Origin of the sequence: Variovorax sp. OK212 (genome assembly GCF_900112425.1) — a bacterium.
Lineage (GTDB): Bacteria > Pseudomonadota > Gammaproteobacteria > Burkholderiales > Burkholderiaceae_C > Variovorax.
Map to the genome: position 1 here is coordinate 497,236 of NZ_FOLP01000001.1, position 18,866 is coordinate 516,101.

The 18,866-nt window shown below is 67.4% G+C and carries 19 protein-coding genes; 12 read left to right on the forward strand and 7 right to left on the reverse strand.

Features of this window, described 5'->3' with window-relative positions; translation table 11 throughout:
* Positions 1-12: 12 nt before the first annotated feature.
* The 4 genes from BM004_RS02190 to gspG are packed head-to-tail and all read right to left on the reverse strand — an operon-like array spanning position 13 to position 2,024.
* A complete protein-coding gene (locus tag BM004_RS02190; protein WP_093211012.1) occupies positions 13-720 on the reverse strand; it encodes a PulJ/GspJ family protein in 708 nt (235 codons plus the stop codon).
* Complete coding sequence (gene gspI, locus BM004_RS02195) at positions 720-1,106, reverse strand: type II secretion system minor pseudopilin GspI (protein ID WP_093211014.1); 387 nt, start codon at positions 1,104-1,106, stop codon at positions 720-722. Before gspI ends, BM004_RS02190 begins: the two co-directional genes overlap by 1 nt.
* Positions 1,103-1,609 (reverse strand): prepilin-type N-terminal cleavage/methylation domain-containing protein, encoded by a 507-nt coding sequence (locus BM004_RS02200; RefSeq protein ID WP_093211016.1) that lies wholly within the window; start codon positions 1,607-1,609, stop codon positions 1,103-1,105. The genes gspI and BM004_RS02200 overlap by 4 nt, the downstream gene beginning before the upstream one ends.
* The gene (gspG, locus tag BM004_RS02205; RefSeq protein WP_093125594.1) at positions 1,584-2,024 is read right to left on the reverse strand and encodes a type II secretion system major pseudopilin GspG; all 441 of its coding nucleotides are present in this window, start codon (positions 2,022-2,024) and stop codon (positions 1,584-1,586) included. The genes BM004_RS02200 and gspG overlap by 26 nt, the downstream gene beginning before the upstream one ends.
* A gap of 49 nt (positions 2,025-2,073) precedes the next feature.
* On the opposite strand from gspG, the gene BM004_RS02210 reads away from it, so the two are divergent.
* Positions 2,074-2,709: a type II secretion system protein N gene (locus BM004_RS02210; protein ID WP_093211018.1), complete on the forward strand. Its 636-nt coding sequence runs from the start codon at positions 2,074-2,076 to the stop codon at positions 2,707-2,709.
* Positions 2,710-2,755: 46 nt separating this feature from the next.
* Here BM004_RS02210 and ilvA read toward each other — a convergent pair whose 3' ends face one another.
* Positions 2,756-4,390, reverse strand: coding sequence for a threonine ammonia-lyase, biosynthetic (gene ilvA / locus BM004_RS02215; protein WP_093211020.1), 1,635 nt, complete (start codon positions 4,388-4,390; stop codon positions 2,756-2,758).
* Between the two features lie 291 nt (positions 4,391-4,681).
* Here ilvA and BM004_RS02220 point away from each other — a divergent pair, with 291 nt between their 5' ends.
* Entirely contained in the window at positions 4,682-5,131 is a 450-nt protein-coding gene (locus BM004_RS02220) for an OsmC family protein (protein WP_093125587.1), read from the forward strand.
* A 17-nt stretch (positions 5,132-5,148) separates the two neighbouring features.
* Here the strand turns inward: BM004_RS02220 and coq7 are convergent, their stop codons facing one another.
* The gene (gene coq7, locus BM004_RS02225; RefSeq protein WP_093211022.1) at positions 5,149-5,778 is read right to left on the reverse strand and encodes a 2-polyprenyl-3-methyl-6-methoxy-1,4-benzoquinone monooxygenase; all 630 of its coding nucleotides are present in this window, start codon (positions 5,776-5,778) and stop codon (positions 5,149-5,151) included.
* Positions 5,779-6,059: 281 nt separating this feature from the next.
* Between coq7 and BM004_RS02230 the strand changes: the two genes are divergently transcribed.
* From BM004_RS02230 to ygiD, 10 genes are all read left to right on the forward strand, one after another.
* Positions 6,060-7,322, forward strand: coding sequence for a porin (locus BM004_RS02230; RefSeq protein WP_093211024.1), 1,263 nt, complete (start codon positions 6,060-6,062; stop codon positions 7,320-7,322).
* A 194-nt stretch (positions 7,323-7,516) separates the two neighbouring features.
* Positions 7,517-8,497, forward strand: coding sequence for an ABC transporter permease (locus BM004_RS02235; protein WP_093211026.1), 981 nt, complete (start codon positions 7,517-7,519; stop codon positions 8,495-8,497).
* Between the two features lies 1 nt (position 8,498).
* Entirely contained in the window at positions 8,499-9,770 is a 1,272-nt protein-coding gene (locus BM004_RS02240) for a M20 aminoacylase family protein (RefSeq protein ID WP_093211028.1), read from the forward strand.
* Between the two features lie 31 nt (positions 9,771-9,801).
* Positions 9,802-11,388, forward strand: coding sequence for an ABC transporter substrate-binding protein (locus BM004_RS02245; protein ID WP_093211030.1), 1,587 nt, complete (start codon positions 9,802-9,804; stop codon positions 11,386-11,388).
* 72 nt (positions 11,389-11,460) lie between these two features.
* Complete coding sequence (locus BM004_RS02250) at positions 11,461-12,372, forward strand: ABC transporter permease (RefSeq protein WP_093125572.1); 912 nt, start codon at positions 11,461-11,463, stop codon at positions 12,370-12,372.
* Between the two features lie 22 nt (positions 12,373-12,394).
* Positions 12,395-13,465: an ABC transporter ATP-binding protein gene (locus BM004_RS02255; protein WP_093125569.1), complete on the forward strand. Its 1,071-nt coding sequence runs from the start codon at positions 12,395-12,397 to the stop codon at positions 13,463-13,465.
* On the forward strand, positions 13,462-14,466 hold the full coding sequence (locus BM004_RS02260) for an ABC transporter ATP-binding protein (RefSeq protein WP_093125567.1): 1,005 nt from the start codon (positions 13,462-13,464) through the stop codon (positions 14,464-14,466). The genes BM004_RS02255 and BM004_RS02260 overlap by 4 nt, the downstream gene beginning before the upstream one ends.
* A gap of 94 nt (positions 14,467-14,560) precedes the next feature.
* Positions 14,561-14,740, forward strand: coding sequence for a DUF3311 domain-containing protein (locus tag BM004_RS02265; RefSeq protein WP_093075954.1), 180 nt, complete (start codon positions 14,561-14,563; stop codon positions 14,738-14,740).
* Positions 14,740-16,245: a monocarboxylate uptake permease MctP gene (mctP, locus tag BM004_RS02270; RefSeq protein WP_093211969.1), complete on the forward strand. Its 1,506-nt coding sequence runs from the start codon at positions 14,740-14,742 to the stop codon at positions 16,243-16,245. Before BM004_RS02265 ends, mctP begins: the two co-directional genes overlap by 1 nt.
* A 71-nt stretch (positions 16,246-16,316) precedes the next feature.
* Positions 16,317-17,231, forward strand: coding sequence for a 4,5-DOPA-extradiol-dioxygenase (gene ygiD / locus BM004_RS02275; protein ID WP_256219757.1), 915 nt, complete (start codon positions 16,317-16,319; stop codon positions 17,229-17,231).
* Positions 17,232-17,262: 31 nt separating this feature from the next.
* Here the strand turns inward: ygiD and zwf are convergent, their stop codons facing one another.
* A complete protein-coding gene (zwf, locus tag BM004_RS02280; protein ID WP_093125564.1) occupies positions 17,263-18,735 on the reverse strand; it encodes a glucose-6-phosphate dehydrogenase in 1,473 nt (490 codons plus the stop codon).
* Between the last annotated feature and the right edge of the window lie 131 nt (positions 18,736-18,866).

Here is an 18,866-nt window from a genome sequence, read left to right on the forward strand (position 1 = left end):
GGCGGGTCTTCGTCATGACGATTTCGGCGCGCCGACGGTCGGGCGGACCCAGTCGCGCGTGAGCGTGCCGGAGAGCCCGTCGCCCGGCGGCAGGGTGACGACCAGGCGCACGCCGTCGGGCATGGCGACGATCGGGCCCGACGGGTTGTTGGGGTTGGCCGCGACCGTGGGCAACTGGCCGGCCGGCACCCAGGCGTTCTCGCGGAAGTAATAGAGCTGCCAGCTGTTGACGGGCACGAGCGAGACGTCGCTGGCCCCGCCGGGGCCATTGCTCGTGTTGTTCGCGCCGCTGCCGTCCTGTGCCCACGCCGCGGCCGTGTTCCACGCCTGCTGCCAGTCGCCGCGCGTGCTGAACGGCGCCGACTGCCAGCGCCGCCAGCGCACGCCGTCGGGGCCCGGCTTGAGCGTCCAGGCCACCACCAGCACCGACGGCGCGGACGCATCGCTGCCGCGCCGCGTGAGCCGCAGCACGCGGCCGTCCCAGTCGATCGGGCGGGTCTGCGCCAGCGTGGTCACGGCGTCGAGGTCGGCGCCCCATTGCGCGAGCGTGGCCTGCAGCGTGAGGACGGCATCGGCGCGCTGCTGGTTCTGCGTGGTGGCGCGCGACATGCTCTCCAGCCCGCGCCAGCTCACGAGCGACAGCAGCGCCATCACCGAGATGGCGACCAGCAGCTCGATGAGCGTGAAGCCGCGCGCGGCGGCGCGGGTGGCGCGCGGCATCAGTAGCGCCCCACAACGGTGGAAATGCGCAGGATCGGCGCGTCGGTCTCGTCGCGCACCTGCACGTCGACGCGCCGGAAATTCGGGTTCAGCGTGGCAATGACCGAGGTCGTCACGTTGTAGCTGGTGCCGGCCTGCAGGCAGATCGAGCCCGCGTCGCCCACGGCCGGCATCTGGCGCGACAGGCGCGCCTTGGCGAGTTCGTTCTCGGCGCACAGGTCGGCCAGCACCAGGTCGGACTGGCGCTGCGCATTGCGCGTGAGCGACATCGTGGCCTGCGAGCCGGCGGCCAGCGCCAGCGCGACGATGCCGAGCGCGATCAGCACCTCGATCAGCGTGAAGCCGCCGATGCGCGCGGAGAACGGGCGCTGCCTGCTCCTGCTCATTGCACGGCCGACACGGTGAAGGGCCGCAGGCCGTCGGTGGCGATGCGCAGCACGCGCTCGGGCGGGCCGGCGGAATGCAGCATGACCTGCTGCGCCGCGATGATCGGGTCGGGGCCGAGCTGCAGCGCGGGCACCAGCGTGCCGTTGGCCAGCGAGGCCTGGGCCGTGATGCCGTCGGACGCCCAGCCGCTGGGCAGCGCCTCGGGCGGCAGTCCGTCGAACGCGAAGCCGCCTTCCACCGGGCGCCAGCGCACCGGCACGCCGCTGGCGCGCGACTGGGCGCGGGCCGATTCGAGCAGCGCGGCAAGGCGGTCGGCTTCGCGGTCGAGCTTGGCGGCGGTGGTGTCGCGCATGGCGAAGCTCACGGCGGCGGTGGCGATCGCGATGATGGCGATCACCACGATCAACTCCAGCAGCGTGAAGCCGCGGGCTGGCTGGGAACGGGGATGCCGGTTGCGGCGCGGCGCGCCTGGGCCGTTACTGCCAGCTGCCGATGTCGGCATTCTTGCCTTCGCCGCCGCTCTGGCCGTCGGCGCCGAACGAGAGCACGTCGATCTCGCCCTTGATGCCCGGGTTCAGGTACTGGTAGGGGTGGCCCCACGGGTCGTTCGGCATCTTCTCGACGTAGGGCTTCCAGTTGGGCGCGGCCGGGCCGGAGGTCGGGCGGGTCAGCAGCGCCTGCAGGCCCTGCTCGGAGGTGGGGTAGCGCTGGTTGTCCAGGCGGTAGAGCTTGAGCGCCTGCATCAGGTTGTTGATGTCGGTGCGCGCGGCCGTCACGCGGGCGTCGTCGGCGCGCTCGATCACGTTCGGAACGATCAGCGCCGCCAGCACGCCGATGATGACCAGCACCACCATCAGTTCGATCAGCGTGAAGCCGCGTTGGGCGGTGCGGGTGGCGGCACGAAGGAATTTGTTCATAGTTGGACGGACATGATTCGGAAAGCGCGCTGCATGATAATCCGCGGCCATGACAAGTCCTTACTCCGCCGCCCGCTGGCATGCCCCACTTGCAACGACGGGGCTTTGGGCGTTGGCCGCAGGCGCCGCGGTGTTCTGGGCGCTGCGCCTGGCGTCGCCCGCGGACGCGGTGGCCGCCGCCGCGACGATGCCGCGGCCGTCGCTGTCGGCCGACACGGATGCGGTGGCGCGGCTGCTGGGCGTGCTGCCCACGTCGAGCACGGCGCCGGTGGCGCCCGAGGCCGCCAGCCGCTTCGCGCTGTCGGGCGTGGTGGCCGATCCGTCGAAGCAGGGGGCTGCGCTGATCTCCATCGACGGCAAGGCGCCGCGGCCGTTCCGCGTCGGCTCGAAGGTTGGCGACAACTACGTGCTGCAGTCGGTGGGGCTGCGCTCGGCCACGCTGGGTGCGCAGGCCGACGGGCCCGCGGCGTTCACGCTGCAGTTGCCGGTGCGTGCGCCGATCAGTGTGTCGAGCGTGTCCGGCGTGGCGCCTGGCTTGCCGACGGTGGCATCGCCGCCGTCCGTGCCGATGGGCATGGCCATGACCGCGCCGCCCCCGGCGACGATGCCGGGTGTGATGGCCCCGCCGCCGATGCAGCAGCAGCCCGCGGCGATGTCTGCGCCGCCGCAGGCGCCCGCGCAGTAACGGGTCTGGCGCGTCGACCGCCAGCCTGCGGTCTGTCGGTCTGTTCTCAGGCCTGCAGGAACAACCGGTACGCCGGATTGGCCGTTTCCTCGACGTAGGGATAGCCCAGCGTCTGGAGGAAGGCGTCGAATTCCTTCGACTCGCCCGAAGGCACCTGCAGCCCGACCAGGATGCGGCCGTAGTCGGCGCCCTGGTTGCGGTAGTGGAACAGGCTGATGTTCCAGTTCGGCCGCATCAGGCTCAGGAACTTCAACAGCGCGCCCGGACGCTCGGGGAACACGAAGCGCAGCAGGCGCTCGTCGTGCGCGAGGCCGGTGCGGCCGCCCACCAGGTGGCGCAGGTGCTCCTTGGCCAGTTCGTCGTGGGTGAGGTCGAGCGCGTCGAAGCCGTGGTCGTTGAAGGTCTGCGCAATGGCGGCCGACTCGCCGCGCTCCGAGGTCGTGAGGCCGACGAACACATGGGCCTTGGCCGCGTCGCTGATGCGGTAGTTGAACTCCGTCACGTTGCGCGGTGCGCCACCGGCCGCGCCGGGCGCCTCGGACGCCCCCGCATCGCGTGCCGGCATCTCGCTGACCAGTTCGCAGAAGCGCCGGAAGCTGCCGCGCTCCTCGGGAATCGTCACCGCGAACAGCGCTTCGCGCTCCTCGCCGACCTCTGCGCGCTCGGCCACGAAGCGCAGCCGGTCGAAGTTCATGTTGGCGCCGCACAGGATCGCCGCGTAGGTCTCGCCCTGGCGGCCGTGCTGCGCGACGTAGGCCTTGATGGCCGCCACCGCCAGCGCGCCGGCCGGCTCGACGATGCCGCGCGTGTCCACGAAGATGTCCTTGATGGCCGCGCACACCGCGTCGGTGTCGACGGCGATGTAGTCGTCGACCAGGTCGCTGGCGATGCGGAAGGTTTCCTCGCCGACGAGCTTGACGGCGGTGCCGTCCGAGAACAGGCCGACGTCGGGCAGGTTCACGCGCTGGTGGGCCGCGACCGATTGCATCATCGCGTCGGAGTCGTTCATCTGCACGCCGATCACCTTGATCTCGGGGCGCACGGCCTTGATGTAGTTGGCCACGCCGGAGATCAGGCCGCCGCCGCCGATGGCCACGAACACGGCGTCGAGCGGGCCCTGGTGCTGGCGCAGGATTTCCATCGCGATGGTGCCCTGGCCCGCGATGACATCGGGATCGTCGAAGGGATGCACGAAGGTCAGGTTCTGCTGCGTCTGCAGTGCGAGCGCATGCAGGTAGGCGTCGGAATAGCTTTCACCGTGCAGCACGATCTCGCCACCGAAACCGCGCACCGCATCGATCTTCAGCCTGGGCGTGGTCACCGGCATCACGATGACCGCGCGCGTGCCGAGCTTGCGCGCGCCCAATGCAACGCCTTGCGCGTGATTGCCGGCCGAAGCGCAAATCACGCCGCACGCCAATTGCGCCGCGCTCAGGTGCGCCATCTTGTTGTAGGCGCCGCGCAGCTTGAAGCTGAACACCGGTTGCTGGTCTTCGCGCTTGAGCAGAACGGTGTTGCCGAGCCGCTCGCTGAGCGCGCGCGCCTTTTCCAGCGCGGACTCGACGGCCACGTCGTAGACACGGGCGTTGAGGATTTTTCGGAGGTAGTCGGCGGGTGTCAGCGCCGCGGACGCCGAAGAGGAGGGTGCATCGCGCACGATTTTTTCCAAGGGAGTGTCCATTTGCCAGCCTTCGATGATACGAGGCAGCCCGGGTCGGCATTCCCGCGGGGCGTTTGGCACGGCGCTGCGGGCCGGCGGAAAGAAAAAAGCCCCGAGCTTTGCAGCTCGGGGCTAAATCCACCAATTGGAAGGGTGGAGGAGACAACTGGGTGCGCCCAGTGAAGCGCGCAATGAAATAAAGTATATCGACTGTTTGTTGCGATGCAACAAGCAAGTGATGCTTTTCCCACACACAAACGGATGTTGGCGTGCATTTTTGCCCGGCATCCCTCACTGGAACCCCGAAAAACCATGGAATGCACAGTAAGTTGGACCGGCGACGCCGGCACCCGATCGGCCATGGGCTTCGTTGCCGAGACCGGCAGCGGCCATGTCCTGATGATGGACGGCGCCCCCGACGCCGCCAAGCCCGAGAACGGCGGCCAGAACCTGGCGGCGCGGCCGATGGAAACCGTTCTGGCAGGCACCGGCGGCTGCACGGCCTATGACGTGGTGCTCATATTGAAGCGCGGGCGCCATCGCGTGGAGCGTTGCAGCGTCAAGCTGACCAGCGAGCGCGCCGAGAAGGATCCCAAGGTCTTCACGAAGATCCACATGCACTTCACGGTGGCCGGCAAGGGCATCCCGGCGTCCGCGGTGGAGCGCGCCGTCGCGCTGAGCCATGAAACCTACTGCTCCGCGAGCATCATGCTGGCGAAAACAGCGGAGATCACGACCAGTTTCGAGCTGATCGAGACCTGAAGAGGTAATTTAAGTCGTTAGATGCGGTGTGCCACCGTCGTCATGACGCGGGAGGCCACGCGCATCAAAGCCTTTGCGGGAGCGGGCAACTCCGCGGCGCCGGCGTCGACGGCCTGGGACGCATGGCGTGCCTCGTCGAGCTTCATCCGCTCGACCACGGCCCTGGAAGCGCTGTCCGCGGGCGGCAGGCGGTCCAGATGGCTTTCCAGGTGAGCCTCCACCTGGCGCTCGGTCTCGGCCACGAAGCCCAGGCTCAGCGGGTCGCCGAGCCGTCCCGCAACCAGGCCGAGGCCGAAGGCGCCGGCATACCAGAGCGGATTCAGCACCGACGGCCGCGCACCCAACTCGTCGAGTCGCTGGCGGGTCCAGGCCAGATGGTCCGTTTCCTCATGCGCTGCTTCGATGAAGTGCGCTCGCAGCGACGGATCCCGCGTGACAGCGGCCTGGGCCGTGTAAAGCGCCTGGGCGCACACCTCGCCGACATGGTTCACACGCATCAAGGCGCCAGCCTCGCGGCGCTCCGTTTCGCTCATCTCGCCAGGGACCTGCGAGGGCGGCGGCATCGCGCGGGTTGCGTGAGGACGGGCAAAAAGCGTGCGCAGGGCTGAGTCCGCTGCGGTCAGGACAGGGTCGAACAAGGACGTCATCCGTCTATTTGAACGCACACGCGAAATGACCTGCTTGAGAAGCGTCATATTTCACATGGCGGCAAAAAGGACGGTCCAAGACCTTTGTTGCAGACGTGCAACGAAACGCGCAGGCCAGCCAACTTTTCGGGCGATTTGTTTTGCCCTGCCGCAGCGGCTCTGGTGCAATAGCAACAACTTCCCAAAAGGAGGTTGGCCCGGGGTCCGGTGGGAGCACTAAGTGCCAGTCACAGTGAGCCCTTCGCACCGGAGCCCTATGTTTAACCTTGGAGAAACTTGCAATGAAAAAATCTCTAGTTGCTCTGGCTGCCCTGGCTGTCGCCGGTGTTGCCTCGGCTCAGTCGTCCGTCACTCTGTTTGGTGTGGTCGACGCGTCGATCAGCGGCTACTCGAACACCGCCCGCGACAACCGCGCGACCGTGTTCCCCAACGCTTTCGGTATCCCCACGTACCTGAACCAAGGTTCGGTCAAGACCAGCCGTCGCGAACTGGCTAACTCGGGTTACAACTCGAGCCGCCTGGGCTTCCGTGGTACGGAAGACCTCGGTGGTGGCCTGGCTGCCAGCTTCTGGCTCGAAGCCCCGATCTCCAACGACGACGGCCAACAAGGTATCGCGACGTTCGCTCGTCGTTCGACCGTGAGCCTGTCGGGTGGTTTCGGTGAAGTCCGCCTGGGTCGTGACTACACCCCGACGTTCTGGAACGACACCGTGTTCGATCCGTTCGGCACCAACGGCGTTGGCACCAACCTGATCTCGACGGCTAACACCGGCTTCGGCGGCTTCGGTACCCCCGCAGCTTCGACCGGCGCTTTCACCAACGTTGGCTCCAGCAACTACGTTCGCGCCAGCAACACCATCGGCTACTTCCTGCCGCCGAACCTGGGCGGCTTCTACGGCCAGTTCCAGTACGGCATGGCTGAGAAGACCAAGTACGACAACGGCATCTTCACGCCTGCTACGGCTAACACGCAGCGTCAAGGCCGTTACATCGGTGGTCGCTTCGGCTACGCCAACGGTCCTCTGGACGTTGCGCTGGCTTATGGCAGCAGCACCGTTGGCGACGACTACTACGCTGGCACGACCACCAAGGTCAACACGCTGAACCTCGGCGCTTCGTATGACTTCGGTCCCGTGAAGCTGTTCGGTGAACTGTCGAAGGCCAAGAACAAGATCGACTACGAAGTGACGCCGGTTCTGGGCGGCCGTCCTGACGTCGACCTGACCGGTTACCTGCTCGGCGTGACCGTGCCAGTCGGTGCTGGCCTGATCCGCGCTTCGTGGTCGCACGTCAAGTACGACACCAACACGCCTGCAACGCTGTTCGCTGTGAACACGCCGGATCCCAAGGCTAACAAGATCGCTCTGGGCTACGTGCACAACCTGTCGAAGCGCACGGCTCTGTACGCAACGATCGCTCGTATCTCCAACAAGAACGGCGCTGGCCTGATTGTTAACGGCCCGGCTTTCTACAACAACGCAGCTGGCGCCTTCACCCCGAAGAGCTCCACCGGCTACGACTTCGGCATCCGTCACGCTTTCTAATTTGACGCTGGCGTAAGCCAGCTTCGAATCAAAAGCTCGAAAGCCACTCGACGAAAGTCGAGTGGCTTTTTTCGTTCTGGCGCAGCCGTCTTCTGCAGTGTTGGCAAAGAGCACCAACCGTGTGCACCCCCGGGGAACCCCCGTGCAGGCACGTACCTTGCACTGCTAGCATGACCGTTCACTTTTGTCGCTGAATGATTGCCTTTGTACTGCGCCGCCTGATCCAGGCCGTGATCGTGATGGTCGCGGTTGCGTTCATCGCCTTCCTCCTTTTCCAATACGTCGGTGACCCGGTCGTGTTCCTGCTGGGGCAGGACGCCAAGCCCGAGCAGATCCGCGAACTGCGCGCCTCATTGGGGCTCGACCAACCCTTCTTCGTGCAGTTCTGGCACTTCCTGGTGAATGCCGCACAAGGTGAGTTCGGATTGAGCCTGCGCCAGGGTGCCAAGGTGTCGCGGCTGATCGGCGAGCGCTTCCCCGCCACGCTCGAACTCGCGCTCGTGGCCGCCGCGCTGGCGCTGTTCATCGGCATCCCGATGGGCGTATACACCGCGCTGCGCCGCGGCACCTTCATGAGCCAGGTGTTCATGACCGTGTCGCTGCTCGGCGTGTCGCTGCCGACCTTCCTGATCGGCATCCTGCTGATCCTGGTCTTCGCCGTGCTGCTGGGCTGGTTCCCGAGCTTCGGGCGCGGCGAAACGGTGCAGCTCGGCTGGTGGAGCAGCGGCCTGTTCCGCGTCGACGGCTGGCACCACATCGTGCTGCCGGCGGTGACGCTGGCGATCTTCCAGCTCACGCTCATCATGCGGCTGGTGCGCGCCGAGATGCTCGAGGTGCTGCGCACCGACTACATCAAGTTCGCGCGCGCACGCGGCCTGTCGAACCGCGCGATCCATTTCGGCCACGCGCTCAAGAACACGCTGGTGCCCGTGATGACGATCACCGGCCTGCAGCTCGGCGGCCTGATCGCCTTTGCCATCATCACCGAGTCGGTGTTCCAGTGGCCCGGCATGGGCCTGCTGTTCATCCAGGCCGTGACCTTCGCCGACATCCCGGTGATGGCCGCCTACCTGTGCCTCATTGCCTTGATCTTCGTGGTGATCAACCTCGTGGTCGACCTGCTGTACTTCGTGGTCGATCCGCGTCTTCGCGTGGGCAAGGCGGGAGGGCATTGACATGATGGCGACGACATCCGAGGCGCCACGCCTCAAGGCGTCCGGCCGCGCGTTCGCGCACATCGCCGGCTTCTATCCGGAGATCGAGGCCTTCCGCCGCGACCTGCACGCGCACCCCGAGCTCGGCTTCGAGGAGGTGTACACCTCCTCGCGCGTGCGCGAAGCGCTGCGCGCTTGCGGCGTCGACGAGATCCATGAAGGCATCGGCAAGACCGGCGTGGTGGGCGTGATCCGCGGCAGGTCGGTGGCCAGCGGCCGCATGATCGGTCTGCGCGCCGACATGGACGCGCTGCCCATGCGCGAGGACAACGACTTCGGCTGGCGCTCCGCCAGCGACGGCCTCATGCACGGCTGTGGCCACGACGGCCACACCGCCATGCTGGTGGGCGCCGCGCGCTACCTGGCCGAGACCCGTGACTTCGACGGCACCGCGGTGCTGATCTTCCAGCCCGGCGAAGAAGGCTTCGCCGGCGCGCGCGTGATGATCGAGGACGGCCTCTTCGACCGCTTCCCGGTGCAGTCGGTCTACGCCATGCACAACTGGCCCGCCATGCCGGCCGGCACCGTGGGCATCAACCGCGGCGCCATGATGGCCGCGGCCGACCGCATCACGATCCACATCAAGGGCAAGGGCGGCCACGGCGCGCACGCGTACCAGACCGTCGACCCGGTGATCGTCGCGGCGCACATCATCACCGCCGTGCAGACCATCGTCGCGCGCAACGTGCGCCCGATCGACGCGGCCGTCATCAGCATCTGTGCGATGCAGGCCGGCGACCTCGGCGCGATGAGCGTGATCCCCGGCGAGGCCACGCTGGTCGGCACCGTGCGCACCTTCAGCGCGCGCGTGCAGGCGCAGGTCGAGCAGCGGCTGAACGAGCTGTGCGCGGCCATCGCCTCGGGTTTCGGCGCCACCGCCAGCATCCACTACGAGCGCATCTACCCCGCCACCATCAACACCGCGCCCGAGGCCATGTTCGCGGCCGACGTGGCCGAATCGCTGGTGGGTGCGAAGAACGTCGACCGCAGCATGGAGCCCAGCATGGGCGCGGAAGACTTCTCCTTCATGCTGCAGAAGAAGGCCGGTGCCTACCTGCGCATCGGCCAGAACGTGCGCAACGGCGCCTACCTGCACAACAGCCGCTACGACTTCAACGACGAGATCCTGCCGCTCGGCGCCGCGCTGCATGCCGGCCTGGTCGAGCAGGGCATGCCGCTTGCCGCTACCCGCGGTGCGCAGCCAGGGAAAGCAGCCGCCACCGCGGCGATGTGATTTGTTCGATTCCAACCCGAGGAGTGTTCCCATGAGTTTCAAGAAGAATGTGGCTGCGGCCGCCGTTTTGTGCGCATTGAGCGCCATCAGCATGGTTGCCGGCGCGCAGACCATCCGTGTTGCGAACCAGGGGGACGCGCTGTCGCTCGACCCGCACTCGCTCAACGAGTCGCTGCAGCTGAGCACCACCGCCAACGTGTATGAAACCCTGGTCGGGCGCAACAAGGACCTGAGCGTCGCGCCGCTGCTGGCCACCAGCTGGAAGCAGACCTCGCCCACGGTGTGGCGCTTCGAGCTGCGCAAGAACGTGCAGTTCCACGACGGCACGCCGTTCACGGCCGACGACGTTCTCTTCAGCTTCGCGCGCGCCTCGGGCGAAGGCTCGGACATGAAGTCGAACACCACCGACATCAAGGAAGTGCGCAAGGTCGACTCGCACACCATCGAGATCGAGACCAAGGGTCCGTTCCCGATCCTCCCCGACGTGATCACGCAGCTCATGATCATGAGCAAGAAGTGGTGCGAGGAAAACAAGGCCGTCACCCCCGTGGACCGCCGCAAGGGCATCGAGAACACCGCCTCGTTCAAGGCCAACGGCACCGGCCCGTACCGCGTGCGCGAGCGCCAGCCGAACGTGCGCACCGTGTTCACGCGCAACCCGACCTACTGGGGCAAGATCGAAGGCAACGCGCAGGAAATCATCTTCACGCCCATCGCCAACCCCGCCACGCGCGTCGCCGCGCTGATCTCGGGCGAAGTCGACGTGATGGAACCCGTGCCGGTGCAGGACATCGCGCGCGTCAACGCCAGCCCCACGGCCCGCGTCATCGCCGGCCCCGAGCTGCGCACCATCTTCCTGGGCATGGACCAGAAGCGCGACGAGCTGCTCTACTCCAGCGTGAAGGGCAAGAACCCGTTCAAGGACAAGCGCGTGCGTCAGGCCTTCTACCAGGCCATCGACATCGTCGGCATCCAGCGCACCGTGATGCGCGGCGCCTCGCGCCCGACCGCGCTGATGGTCGGCCCCGGCATCAACGGCTGGAACGAAGCACAGGACAAGCGCCTGCCGCTGGACGTCGAAGGCGCCAAGAAGCTGCTGGCCGACGCCGGCTACCCGAACGGCTTCGAAGTCACCATGAACTGTCCGAACGACCGCTACGTGAACGACGGCCAGATCTGCCAGAGCGTTGCGTCCAACCTGGCGAAGATCGGCGTCAAGATCAACCTCGCGGCCGAGACCAAGGGCACCTACTTCCCGAAGGTGCTGCGCCGCGACACCAGCTTCTACATGCTGGGCTGGACCCCGACCACCTACGACTCGCACAACGCGCTGACCGCGCTGATGGCCTGCCCGGACGACAAGACCGGCGCCGGCCAGTTCAACCTGGGCGCGTACTGCAATCCGAAGGTCGACGAGCTGACCAAGAAGATCCAGTCGGAAACCGACAAGCCCAAGCGCGACGCGATGATCAAGGAAGCCTTCGACCTCCACACCGCCGACATCGGCCACCTGCCGCTGCACCAGCAGACGCTGGCCTGGGGCGTCAGCAAGAAGGTGTCGCTCACGCAGATGGCCGACAACTACATGCCCTTCAAGTGGATGAGCATCAAGCCGTAAGACAGCGGGCCGCTCGCGCGGCGGCCTGACCATGGGCCCGCTTCTTGCGGGCCCATTCCTTTTTGCCTCACGATGAAAAAAACACTAGCCCGTTGGCTCGACAGCGATGTCGGCTACAGCTTCCGAACCTCGCCCGTGGCCATCGCGGCGGCGCTCATCGCGCTGGTCTGCGTGGTCTGCGCGCTGTTCGCCGGCTGGGTCTCTCCGCACAATCCCTTCGACCTCGCGGCGCTCGAACTGAACGACGCGCGGCTGCCGCCGGCGTGGACTGCCGAAGGCACTTCCAAATACCTGCTGGGCACCGACGACCAGGGCCGCGACATTCTCTCGGCCGTGATCTACGGCGCGCGCATCTCGCTGATCGTCGGCCTCGTGTCGGTGGCGCTGTCGCTCGCCGTCGGCGTGGTGCTGGGCCTGCTGGCCGGCTTCTTCGGCGGCTGGCTCGACTCGTTCCTCATGCGCGTGTGCGACGTGATGCTGTCGTTCCCGCCCATCCTGGTGGCGCTGCTGATCTCCGGCGTCGGCCGCGCGCTGTTCCCGGGCGCGCACGAGTCGCTGGCCTTCGGCGTGCTGATCATCTCCATCTCGCTGACCGGCTGGGTGCAGTACGCACGCACGGTGCGCGGCTCCACGCTGGTGGAGCGCAACAAGGAATACGTGCAGGCCGCGCGCGTCACCGGCGTGGCGCCGATGCGCATCATGCTGCGCCACGTGCTGCCCAACGTGATGGGGCCGGTGATGGTGCTGGCCACGATCCAGGTGGCCACGGCCATCATCACCGAGGCCACGCTGTCGTTCCTCGGTGTCGGCGTGCCGCCCACGTCGCCCTCGCTGGGCACGCTCATCAGCATCGGCAACCAGTACCTGTTCTCGGGCGAATGGTGGATCACGGTGTTCCCGGGCCTGATGCTGGTGCTGATCGCACTCAGCGTGAACCTGCTCGGCGACTGGCTGCGCGACGCGCTCAACCCGCGCCTGCGCTGAAGAGAAAAAGGAGAACGCCACCATGACGCTGCTCCAGGTCAAGGACCTCGTCGTCGAGTTTCCGCACCGCCGCGGCACGCTGCGTGCGCTCGACCGCATCTCGTTCGACATCGCGCCCGGGGAAATCCTCGGCGTGGTGGGCGAGTCGGGCGCCGGCAAGTCGCTCACGGGCGCGGCCATCATCGGCCTGCTCGAACCGCCGGGCCGCGTGGCCAGCGGCGAGATCGTGCTCGACGGCCAGCGCATCGACAACCTCGGCTTCGAGGCGATGCGGCCCATTCGCGGTCGCAAGATCGGCGCGATCTTCCAGGATCCGCTGACCTCGCTGAACCCGCTCTACACCGTCGGCCAGCAGCTGGTGGAGACCATCCGCACGCACCTGCCGGTGACCGATTCGCAGGCGCGCAAGCGCGCCATCGGCCTGCTGCAGGACACCGGCATTCCGGCCGCCGAGCAGCGCATCGACCACTTCCCGCACCAGTTCTCCGGCGGCATGCGCCAGCGCGTGGTGATCGCGCTGGCGCTGGCGGCGGAGCCCAAGCTCATCGTGGCCGACGAGCCGACCACCGCGCTCGACGTGTCGATCCAGGCGCAGATCATCCAGCTGCTCAAGCGCATCTGCAAGGAGCGCGGCGCGGCGGTGATGCTCATCACGCACGACATGGGTGTGATCGCCGAGACCTGCGACCGCGTGGCCGTGATGTACGCGGGCCGCATCGCCGAGATCGGCCCGGTGCACGAGGTGATCCACCAGCCCGCGCACCCCTACACGTCGGGCCTGATGGCCTCCATACCCGACATGACGGTCGACCGCGAGCAGCTCAACCAGATCGACGGGGCCATGCCCCGGCTGAACGCCATTCCGCCCGGCTGCGCCTACAACCCGCGCTGCCCGCGCACCTTCGCGCGCTGCCTGAGCGAGCGGCCCGAACTCATGCATGCCGGCGCCACGCGCGCGGCCTGCTGGCTGCACGACGCCGCCGATCCGCACCTCGGCCAGGCCGAGATCGCCGCCAGGCACCACGACGCGCTCGCCGCCGGTGAACGCGCAACGCCCGAAGCGGCCGAACCCCTGAGCGAGGTGACGCGATGAGCGCCGCGATCGAACCCCTTGTCGTCGCGCACGACCTCGCACGCACTTTCGACGTGTCGCCACCCTGGCTCAACCGCGTGCTCGAACGCAAGCCGCGCGTGCTGCTGCATGCGGTCGACGGCGTGAGCTTTTCCATCGAGCGCGGCAAGACGCTGGCGCTGGTAGGCGAATCGGGCTGCGGCAAGAGCACCGTGGCGCGGCTGCTGGTGGGCCTGTATGCGCCCACGCGCGGCGGCCTGCAGTTCGACGGGCAGGACGCGCACGCCGCGTTCAAGACGCCCGAAGGCCGCAAGCTGCGCCGGCGCATCCAGATGATCTTCCAGGACCCGTACGCGAGCCTGAACCCGCGCTGGATCGTGGAAGACATCATCGGCGAGCCGCTGCGCGAGCACGACATCCTGAGCGACAAGGCCGCGCTGCGCGAGCGCGTGGGCGAGCTGCTGAAGTCGGTCGGCCTCTCGCCGCTGGACATGAGCAAGTACCCGCACCAGTTCTCGGGCGGCCAGCGCCAGCGCATCTCCATTGCGCGCGCGCTCGCCACGCAGCCCGAGTTCCTGGTGTGCGACGAGCCCACCTCGGCGCTCGACGTGAGCGTGCAGGCGCAGGTGCTCAACATCATGAAGGACCTGCAGCGCGAGCAGGGCCTGACCTATCTCTTCATCTCGCACAACCTTGCGGTGGTGCGCCACGTGGCCGACCAGGTCGGCGTGATGTACCTGGGCCGCCTGGTCGAGGTGGCGGACAAGCAGAAGCTGTTCGCCGAGCCGCAGCACCCGTACACGCGCATGCTGCTGGACGCCATTCCGCAGATGAAGCACACCGGCCGTGCGCGCACGCCGGTGCAGGGCGAGGTGCCCAACCCGCTGAACCCGCCCACGGGCTGCGCCTTCCACCCGCGCTGCCCGCATGCCAATGCGCGCTGCTCGGCGGAACGCCCGAAGCTGCTGAGCATCAAGGGCGTGCAGGTGGCCTGCCACGCGGCCGAGGAGGGCCGCATCTAGCACCGCACCCTATTTCCGGGTCGGCGCCGCGTGTTCGGCTTCAGGTCTATAACCCCTTGGTGCTTTCGCAAAATCACACCAAGGAGAACAGCACATGTGGGCCTTGCTCTTGTTGCCCTTCATCGGGCTTCTGTGGCTGCCGTTCTACAACAGCCCGTTGCCCGAGCTGTTCGGCTTCCCGTTCTTCTATTGGTACCAGCTCCTGTGGGTCCCGATCACGGCACTGCTGATCTGGATCGTCTACCGCAGCGGGTATGAAGAGGGAGACGAATGATGGCCGGCCAGATCAACTGGACCGCGCTGTCGGTCTTCGTCTTCTTCTTCCTGCTGGTCACCGTGATGGGCTTCTGGGCCTCGCGCTGGCAAAGCGGCGGCGCGCAGAGCAAGGGCGCCCACCTCGACGAATGGGGCCTGGGCGGGCGCAACTTCGGCACCTGGATCACCTGGTTCCTGGTGGGCGGCGACTTCTACACCGCCTACACGGTGATCGCCGTGCCCGCGCTGGTGTACGCCGTGGGCGCCTACGGCTTCTTCGCGCTGCCGTACACCATCCTCGTGTACCCGATCGTCTTCATCATCATGCCCAAGCTCTGGCACGCGGCCCACAGGGCCGGGCACGTGACGGCGGCCGACGTGGTGTACGGGCGCTACGGCTCGCGCGCGCTGGAGCTGGCCATTGCGGTGACGGGCGTGGTCGCCACCATGCCGTACATCGCGCTGCAGCTGGTGGGCATGGAGGTGGTCATCAAGGCGCTGGGGCTCACGGGAGAGCTGCCGCTGGCGGCGGCCTTCGTGATTTTGGCGCTGTACACCTACTCGGCGGGCCTGCGGGCGCCGGCGCTCATCGCGTTCGTCAAGGACCTGATGATCTACATCGTGGTGCTGGTGGCGGTGGTGCTGGTGCCCATGAAGCTGGGCGGCTACGCCAGCGTGTTCCATGCGGCCGGCGATGCCTTCGCGGCCCAGGGCGGCGCCACCGGGCTCACGCTCAAGCCGGCGCAGTACCTGCCGTACGCCAGCCTGGCGCTGGGCTCGGCGCTCGCGGCCTTCATGTACCCGCACACGCTGACCGGCATCTTCGCGGCCAGGAGCGCCAACACCATCCGCAAGAACGCCGTCTTCCTGCCGGCCTATACGGTGCTGCTGGGGCTCATCGCGCTGCTGGGCTACATGGCCTACGCCGCCAATCTCACGGTGAAGAGCAACAACGACGTGGTGCCGGCGCTGTTCAACGCGCTGTTCCCCTCGTGGTTCGCGGGCTTCGCGTTCGCGGCCATCGCCATCGGCGCGCTGGTGCCGGCGGCGGTGATGTCGATCGGCGCGGCCAACCTGTTCACGCGCAACTTCTGGAAGGCCTACGTGAAGCCCGACGTCACGCCCGCGGGCGAGGCCAAGGTCGCGAAGATCGTGTCGCTGGTGGTCAAGCTGGGGGCGCTGGTGTTCATCCTGTTCCTGCCCACGCAGTTCGCGCTCGACCTGCAGCTGCTGGGCGGCCTGTGGATCCTGCAGACCTTCCCGTCGGTGGTGTTCGGCCTGTTCTTCGGCTGGTTCCGCGCGCCCGCGCTGCTCACGGGCTGGGCCGTGGGGCTGGTCGGCGGCAGCTGGCTGGCGTTCTCGGACGGCATCAAGCCGGTGCACACCTTCGTGATCGGCGGCGACAGCTACACGCTCTACACCGGGCTGACCGCGCTGGTGCTCAACATCGTGGTGGCGGTGCTGGTGCAGCTGGTGGTCAAGGGCGGTCCGCTGCGCGAGGCGCCGGTGCTCGCGAGGAAATGAGCCACTTCTGAAAAAGTGTGCGCAAAGGCACCGCCTTGCGCTGAAAACTGTTGCAGAGTGCCGCCATGCCAATGACGACCACTCTCGCCACTTCCGAACTGGGCCGCCGCGGCTTCCTGATGGGCACCGCCCTGGGCGCGACCGCGGTGCTTGCTTCGCTGGCCTGTACGGTGCAGACCGCCGGTGCGGCAACGGCCGGAGGTTCGCGGCGCATGCCGGTCGTCTTCATCGGCCACGGCACGCCGATGAACGCCATCAGCGACAACGCCTTCACGCGCAGGCTCTCCGCCTGGGGCCGCGAGTTGCCGCGGCCCACGGCCATTCTCAGCGTGTCGGCGCACTGGCTCAGCCGGGGCGCCACCGGCGTCGGCGTGCAGCCGAACCCGAAGACGATCCACGATTTCGGCGGCTTCCCGCAGGCGCTGTTCGACGTCGAATACCCCGCGCCCGGCCACCCCGCGCTGGCCCGCGAGACCGTAGGTGCGGTGAAGCAATCGCCCGTGATCGCCACCGACCAGTGGGGCCTCGACCATGGCACGTGGTCGGTGCTCAAGCACCTGTACCCCAAGGCCGACGTGCCGGTGTTCCAGCTCAGCATCGACTACGACAAGCCCGCCGCCTTCCACTACGCCGTGGGGCGCGACCTGGCCGCGTTGCGCGACAAGGGCGTGCTGGTGATGGGCAGCGGGAATGTGGTGCACAACCTGCGCGCCACCGACCGCGGCACGCCCGACGGGCCGAGCGCGAGCCGGCCGTGGGCGCAGTCCTTCGACGATGCGGTGAAGTCCGCGCTGGCGGGGCGCGACGACCGGGCGCTGGTCGACTACGCCAAGCTGGAAGGGGCGGCCACCGCGGTGGCGATGCCCGACCATTACTACCCGTTCCTCTATGCCCTCGGCGCCGCCGGCAGCGGCGAGCGCGCGAAGACGGTCTACGAGGGCTTCCAGTCGGGCACGCTCAGCATGCGTTGCCTGCAGTTCGGCTGAACCGCCTCGCTGAACGGCGGCCCTGCCGCGCTTATTGCTCCTCGCCCCAGGCGAAGCCGTCGCGCGCAATCATCGCGCTCGACGCGCTCGGGCCCCAGGTGCCCGCCGCATAGGGGCGCGGGCCGCCGTCCGATTCCCAACTGTCGATCAGCGGCTCCACCCAGCGCCATGCCTCTTCCTGCTCGTCGCTGCGCACGAACAGGTTGAGGCGCCCGTCGATCACGTCGAGCAGCAGGCGCTCGTAGGCGCCCACGCGCTCCGAGCCGAAGCGCTTGTCGAAGTCCAGGTCGAGCTGCACGGGTGCCAGTTGCGTGGCCGCGCTCTGCGTGCCGTTGGAGCGCTGGCGGTTGTCCTGTGCCTGCGCGAGCATGTGCAGCTCCAGGCCGTCCTTGGGCTGCAGGTTGATCACCAGCTTGTTGACGTTGCCGGCCGGCGCGCGGTAGATGGCGTGCGGCGTGGGCCTGAAGTTGACCTCGATGCGCGCGTCGCGCGAGGCCAGCCGCTTGCCGGTGCGGATGTAGAAGGGCACGCCGGCCCAGCGCCAGTTGGCGATTTCGGTGCGCAGCGCCACGAAGGTCTCGGTGCGGCTGTCTGGCGGCACGCCGGCCTCGTCGCGGTAGCCCGGCACGCGTTCGCCGTAGGCCGTGCCGGCCGTGTACTGGCCGCGCACCGCGTGCAGGCTCAGGCTTTCCGCCGTCCAGGGCTTCAGCGCGCGCAGCACCTTGAGCTTTTCGTCGCGGATGGCGTCCGCGTGCGCGTTGATCGGCGGCTCCATGGCCACCGCGCACAGCAGCTGCAGCGCGTGGTTCTGCACCATGTCGCGCAGCGCGCCGGTCTGGTCGTAGAAGGCGCCGCGCTTTTCCACGCCGAGGTCTTCGGCGATGGTGATCTGGATGTTGGCGATGTGCTCGCGGCGCCAGATGGGTTCGAACAGTGCATTGCCGAAGCGCATGGCGAACAGGTTCTGCACCGAAGGCTTGCCCAGGTAGTGGTCGATGCGAAAGACCTGCTTCTCTTCGAGCACCTTGCTCACGGCGGCATTGATGGCGCGGTTGGAGGCCAGGTCGTGGCCCAGCGGTTTTTCCAGCACGATGCGCGTGCTCGGCCCGTTCAGGCCGGCCGCGGCGATCTGCTCGACCACCTGCGTGAAGAGCGCGGGCGCGGTCGCCACGTACATCACCACGGTCTTGGCGTCGCGCTGCTTGAGCAGCTCGGACAGCCGGGCGTAGTCGTCGGGCTTGGACAGGTCCATGCGCAGGTAGTGCAGCATGGAGGCGAACTTCTTGAACTCCTCCGGCGAGGGCCGCTTGGAACCCTCGACCGCGCTGAAGCGCGACTGGATGAGCTCGCGGTACTGGTCGTCGGAGTGATCGTCCCGTGCCACCCCGATGATGCGACCGTCTTGCGGGAGGCTGCCGTGCCGGAATGCCTGGAACAGCGCGGGCATCAGCTTGCGCCACGCGAGGTCGCCAGTACCGCCGAACAGAACGAGATCGAAGCTCATGAGAAAACTTTCCTTTGTCTGAGTGCGAGCAGGCCCTACGCCACAGGTGCGGCATACGCCAGCCGCGATGGTACTTGTACCGATTCGGCAGACCTGTACTAAAGCTACGCTGCCATGAGGCCGCAAGGCCT

Bases quoted from the DNA above. Each gene is read 5' to 3' on its own strand.
- BM004_RS02200 (WP_093211016.1), bottom strand. From the start codon at position 1,609: ATGCCGACATCGGCAGCTGGCAGTAACGGCCCAGGCGCGCCGCGCCGC.
- BM004_RS02240 (WP_093211028.1), top strand. From the start codon at position 8,499: ATGATGGCGACGACATCCGAGGCGCCACGCCTCAAGGCGTCCGGCCGC.
- BM004_RS02230 (WP_093211024.1), top strand. From the start codon at position 6,060: ATGAAAAAATCTCTAGTTGCTCTGGCTGCCCTGGCTGTCGCCGGTGTT.
- BM004_RS02265 (WP_093075954.1), top strand. From the start codon at position 14,561: ATGTGGGCCTTGCTCTTGTTGCCCTTCATCGGGCTTCTGTGGCTGCCG.
- coq7 (WP_093211022.1), bottom strand. From the start codon at position 5,778: ATGACGTCCTTGTTCGACCCTGTCCTGACCGCAGCGGACTCAGCCCTG.
- ygiD (WP_256219757.1), top strand. From the start codon at position 16,317: ATGACGACCACTCTCGCCACTTCCGAACTGGGCCGCCGCGGCTTCCTG.
- BM004_RS02235 (WP_093211026.1), top strand. From the start codon at position 7,517: ATGATTGCCTTTGTACTGCGCCGCCTGATCCAGGCCGTGATCGTGATG.
- mctP (WP_093211969.1), top strand. From the start codon at position 14,740: ATGGCCGGCCAGATCAACTGGACCGCGCTGTCGGTCTTCGTCTTCTTC.
- BM004_RS02250 (WP_093125572.1), top strand. From the start codon at position 11,461: ATGAAAAAAACACTAGCCCGTTGGCTCGACAGCGATGTCGGCTACAGC.
- zwf (WP_093125564.1), bottom strand. From the start codon at position 18,735: ATGAGCTTCGATCTCGTTCTGTTCGGCGGTACTGGCGACCTCGCGTGG.
- BM004_RS02255 (WP_093125569.1), top strand. From the start codon at position 12,395: ATGACGCTGCTCCAGGTCAAGGACCTCGTCGTCGAGTTTCCGCACCGC.
- ilvA (WP_093211020.1), bottom strand. From the start codon at position 4,390: ATGGACACTCCCTTGGAAAAAATCGTGCGCGATGCACCCTCCTCTTCG.
- gspI (WP_093211014.1), bottom strand. From the start codon at position 1,106: ATGAGCAGGAGCAGGCAGCGCCCGTTCTCCGCGCGCATCGGCGGCTTC.
- BM004_RS02245 (WP_093211030.1), top strand. From the start codon at position 9,802: ATGAGTTTCAAGAAGAATGTGGCTGCGGCCGCCGTTTTGTGCGCATTG.
- gspG (WP_093125594.1), bottom strand. From the start codon at position 2,024: ATGAACAAATTCCTTCGTGCCGCCACCCGCACCGCCCAACGCGGCTTC.
- BM004_RS02190 (WP_093211012.1), bottom strand. From the start codon at position 720: ATGCCGCGCGCCACCCGCGCCGCCGCGCGCGGCTTCACGCTCATCGAG.
- BM004_RS02260 (WP_093125567.1), top strand. From the start codon at position 13,462: ATGAGCGCCGCGATCGAACCCCTTGTCGTCGCGCACGACCTCGCACGC.
- BM004_RS02210 (WP_093211018.1), top strand. From the start codon at position 2,074: ATGACAAGTCCTTACTCCGCCGCCCGCTGGCATGCCCCACTTGCAACG.
- BM004_RS02220 (WP_093125587.1), top strand. From the start codon at position 4,682: ATGGAATGCACAGTAAGTTGGACCGGCGACGCCGGCACCCGATCGGCC.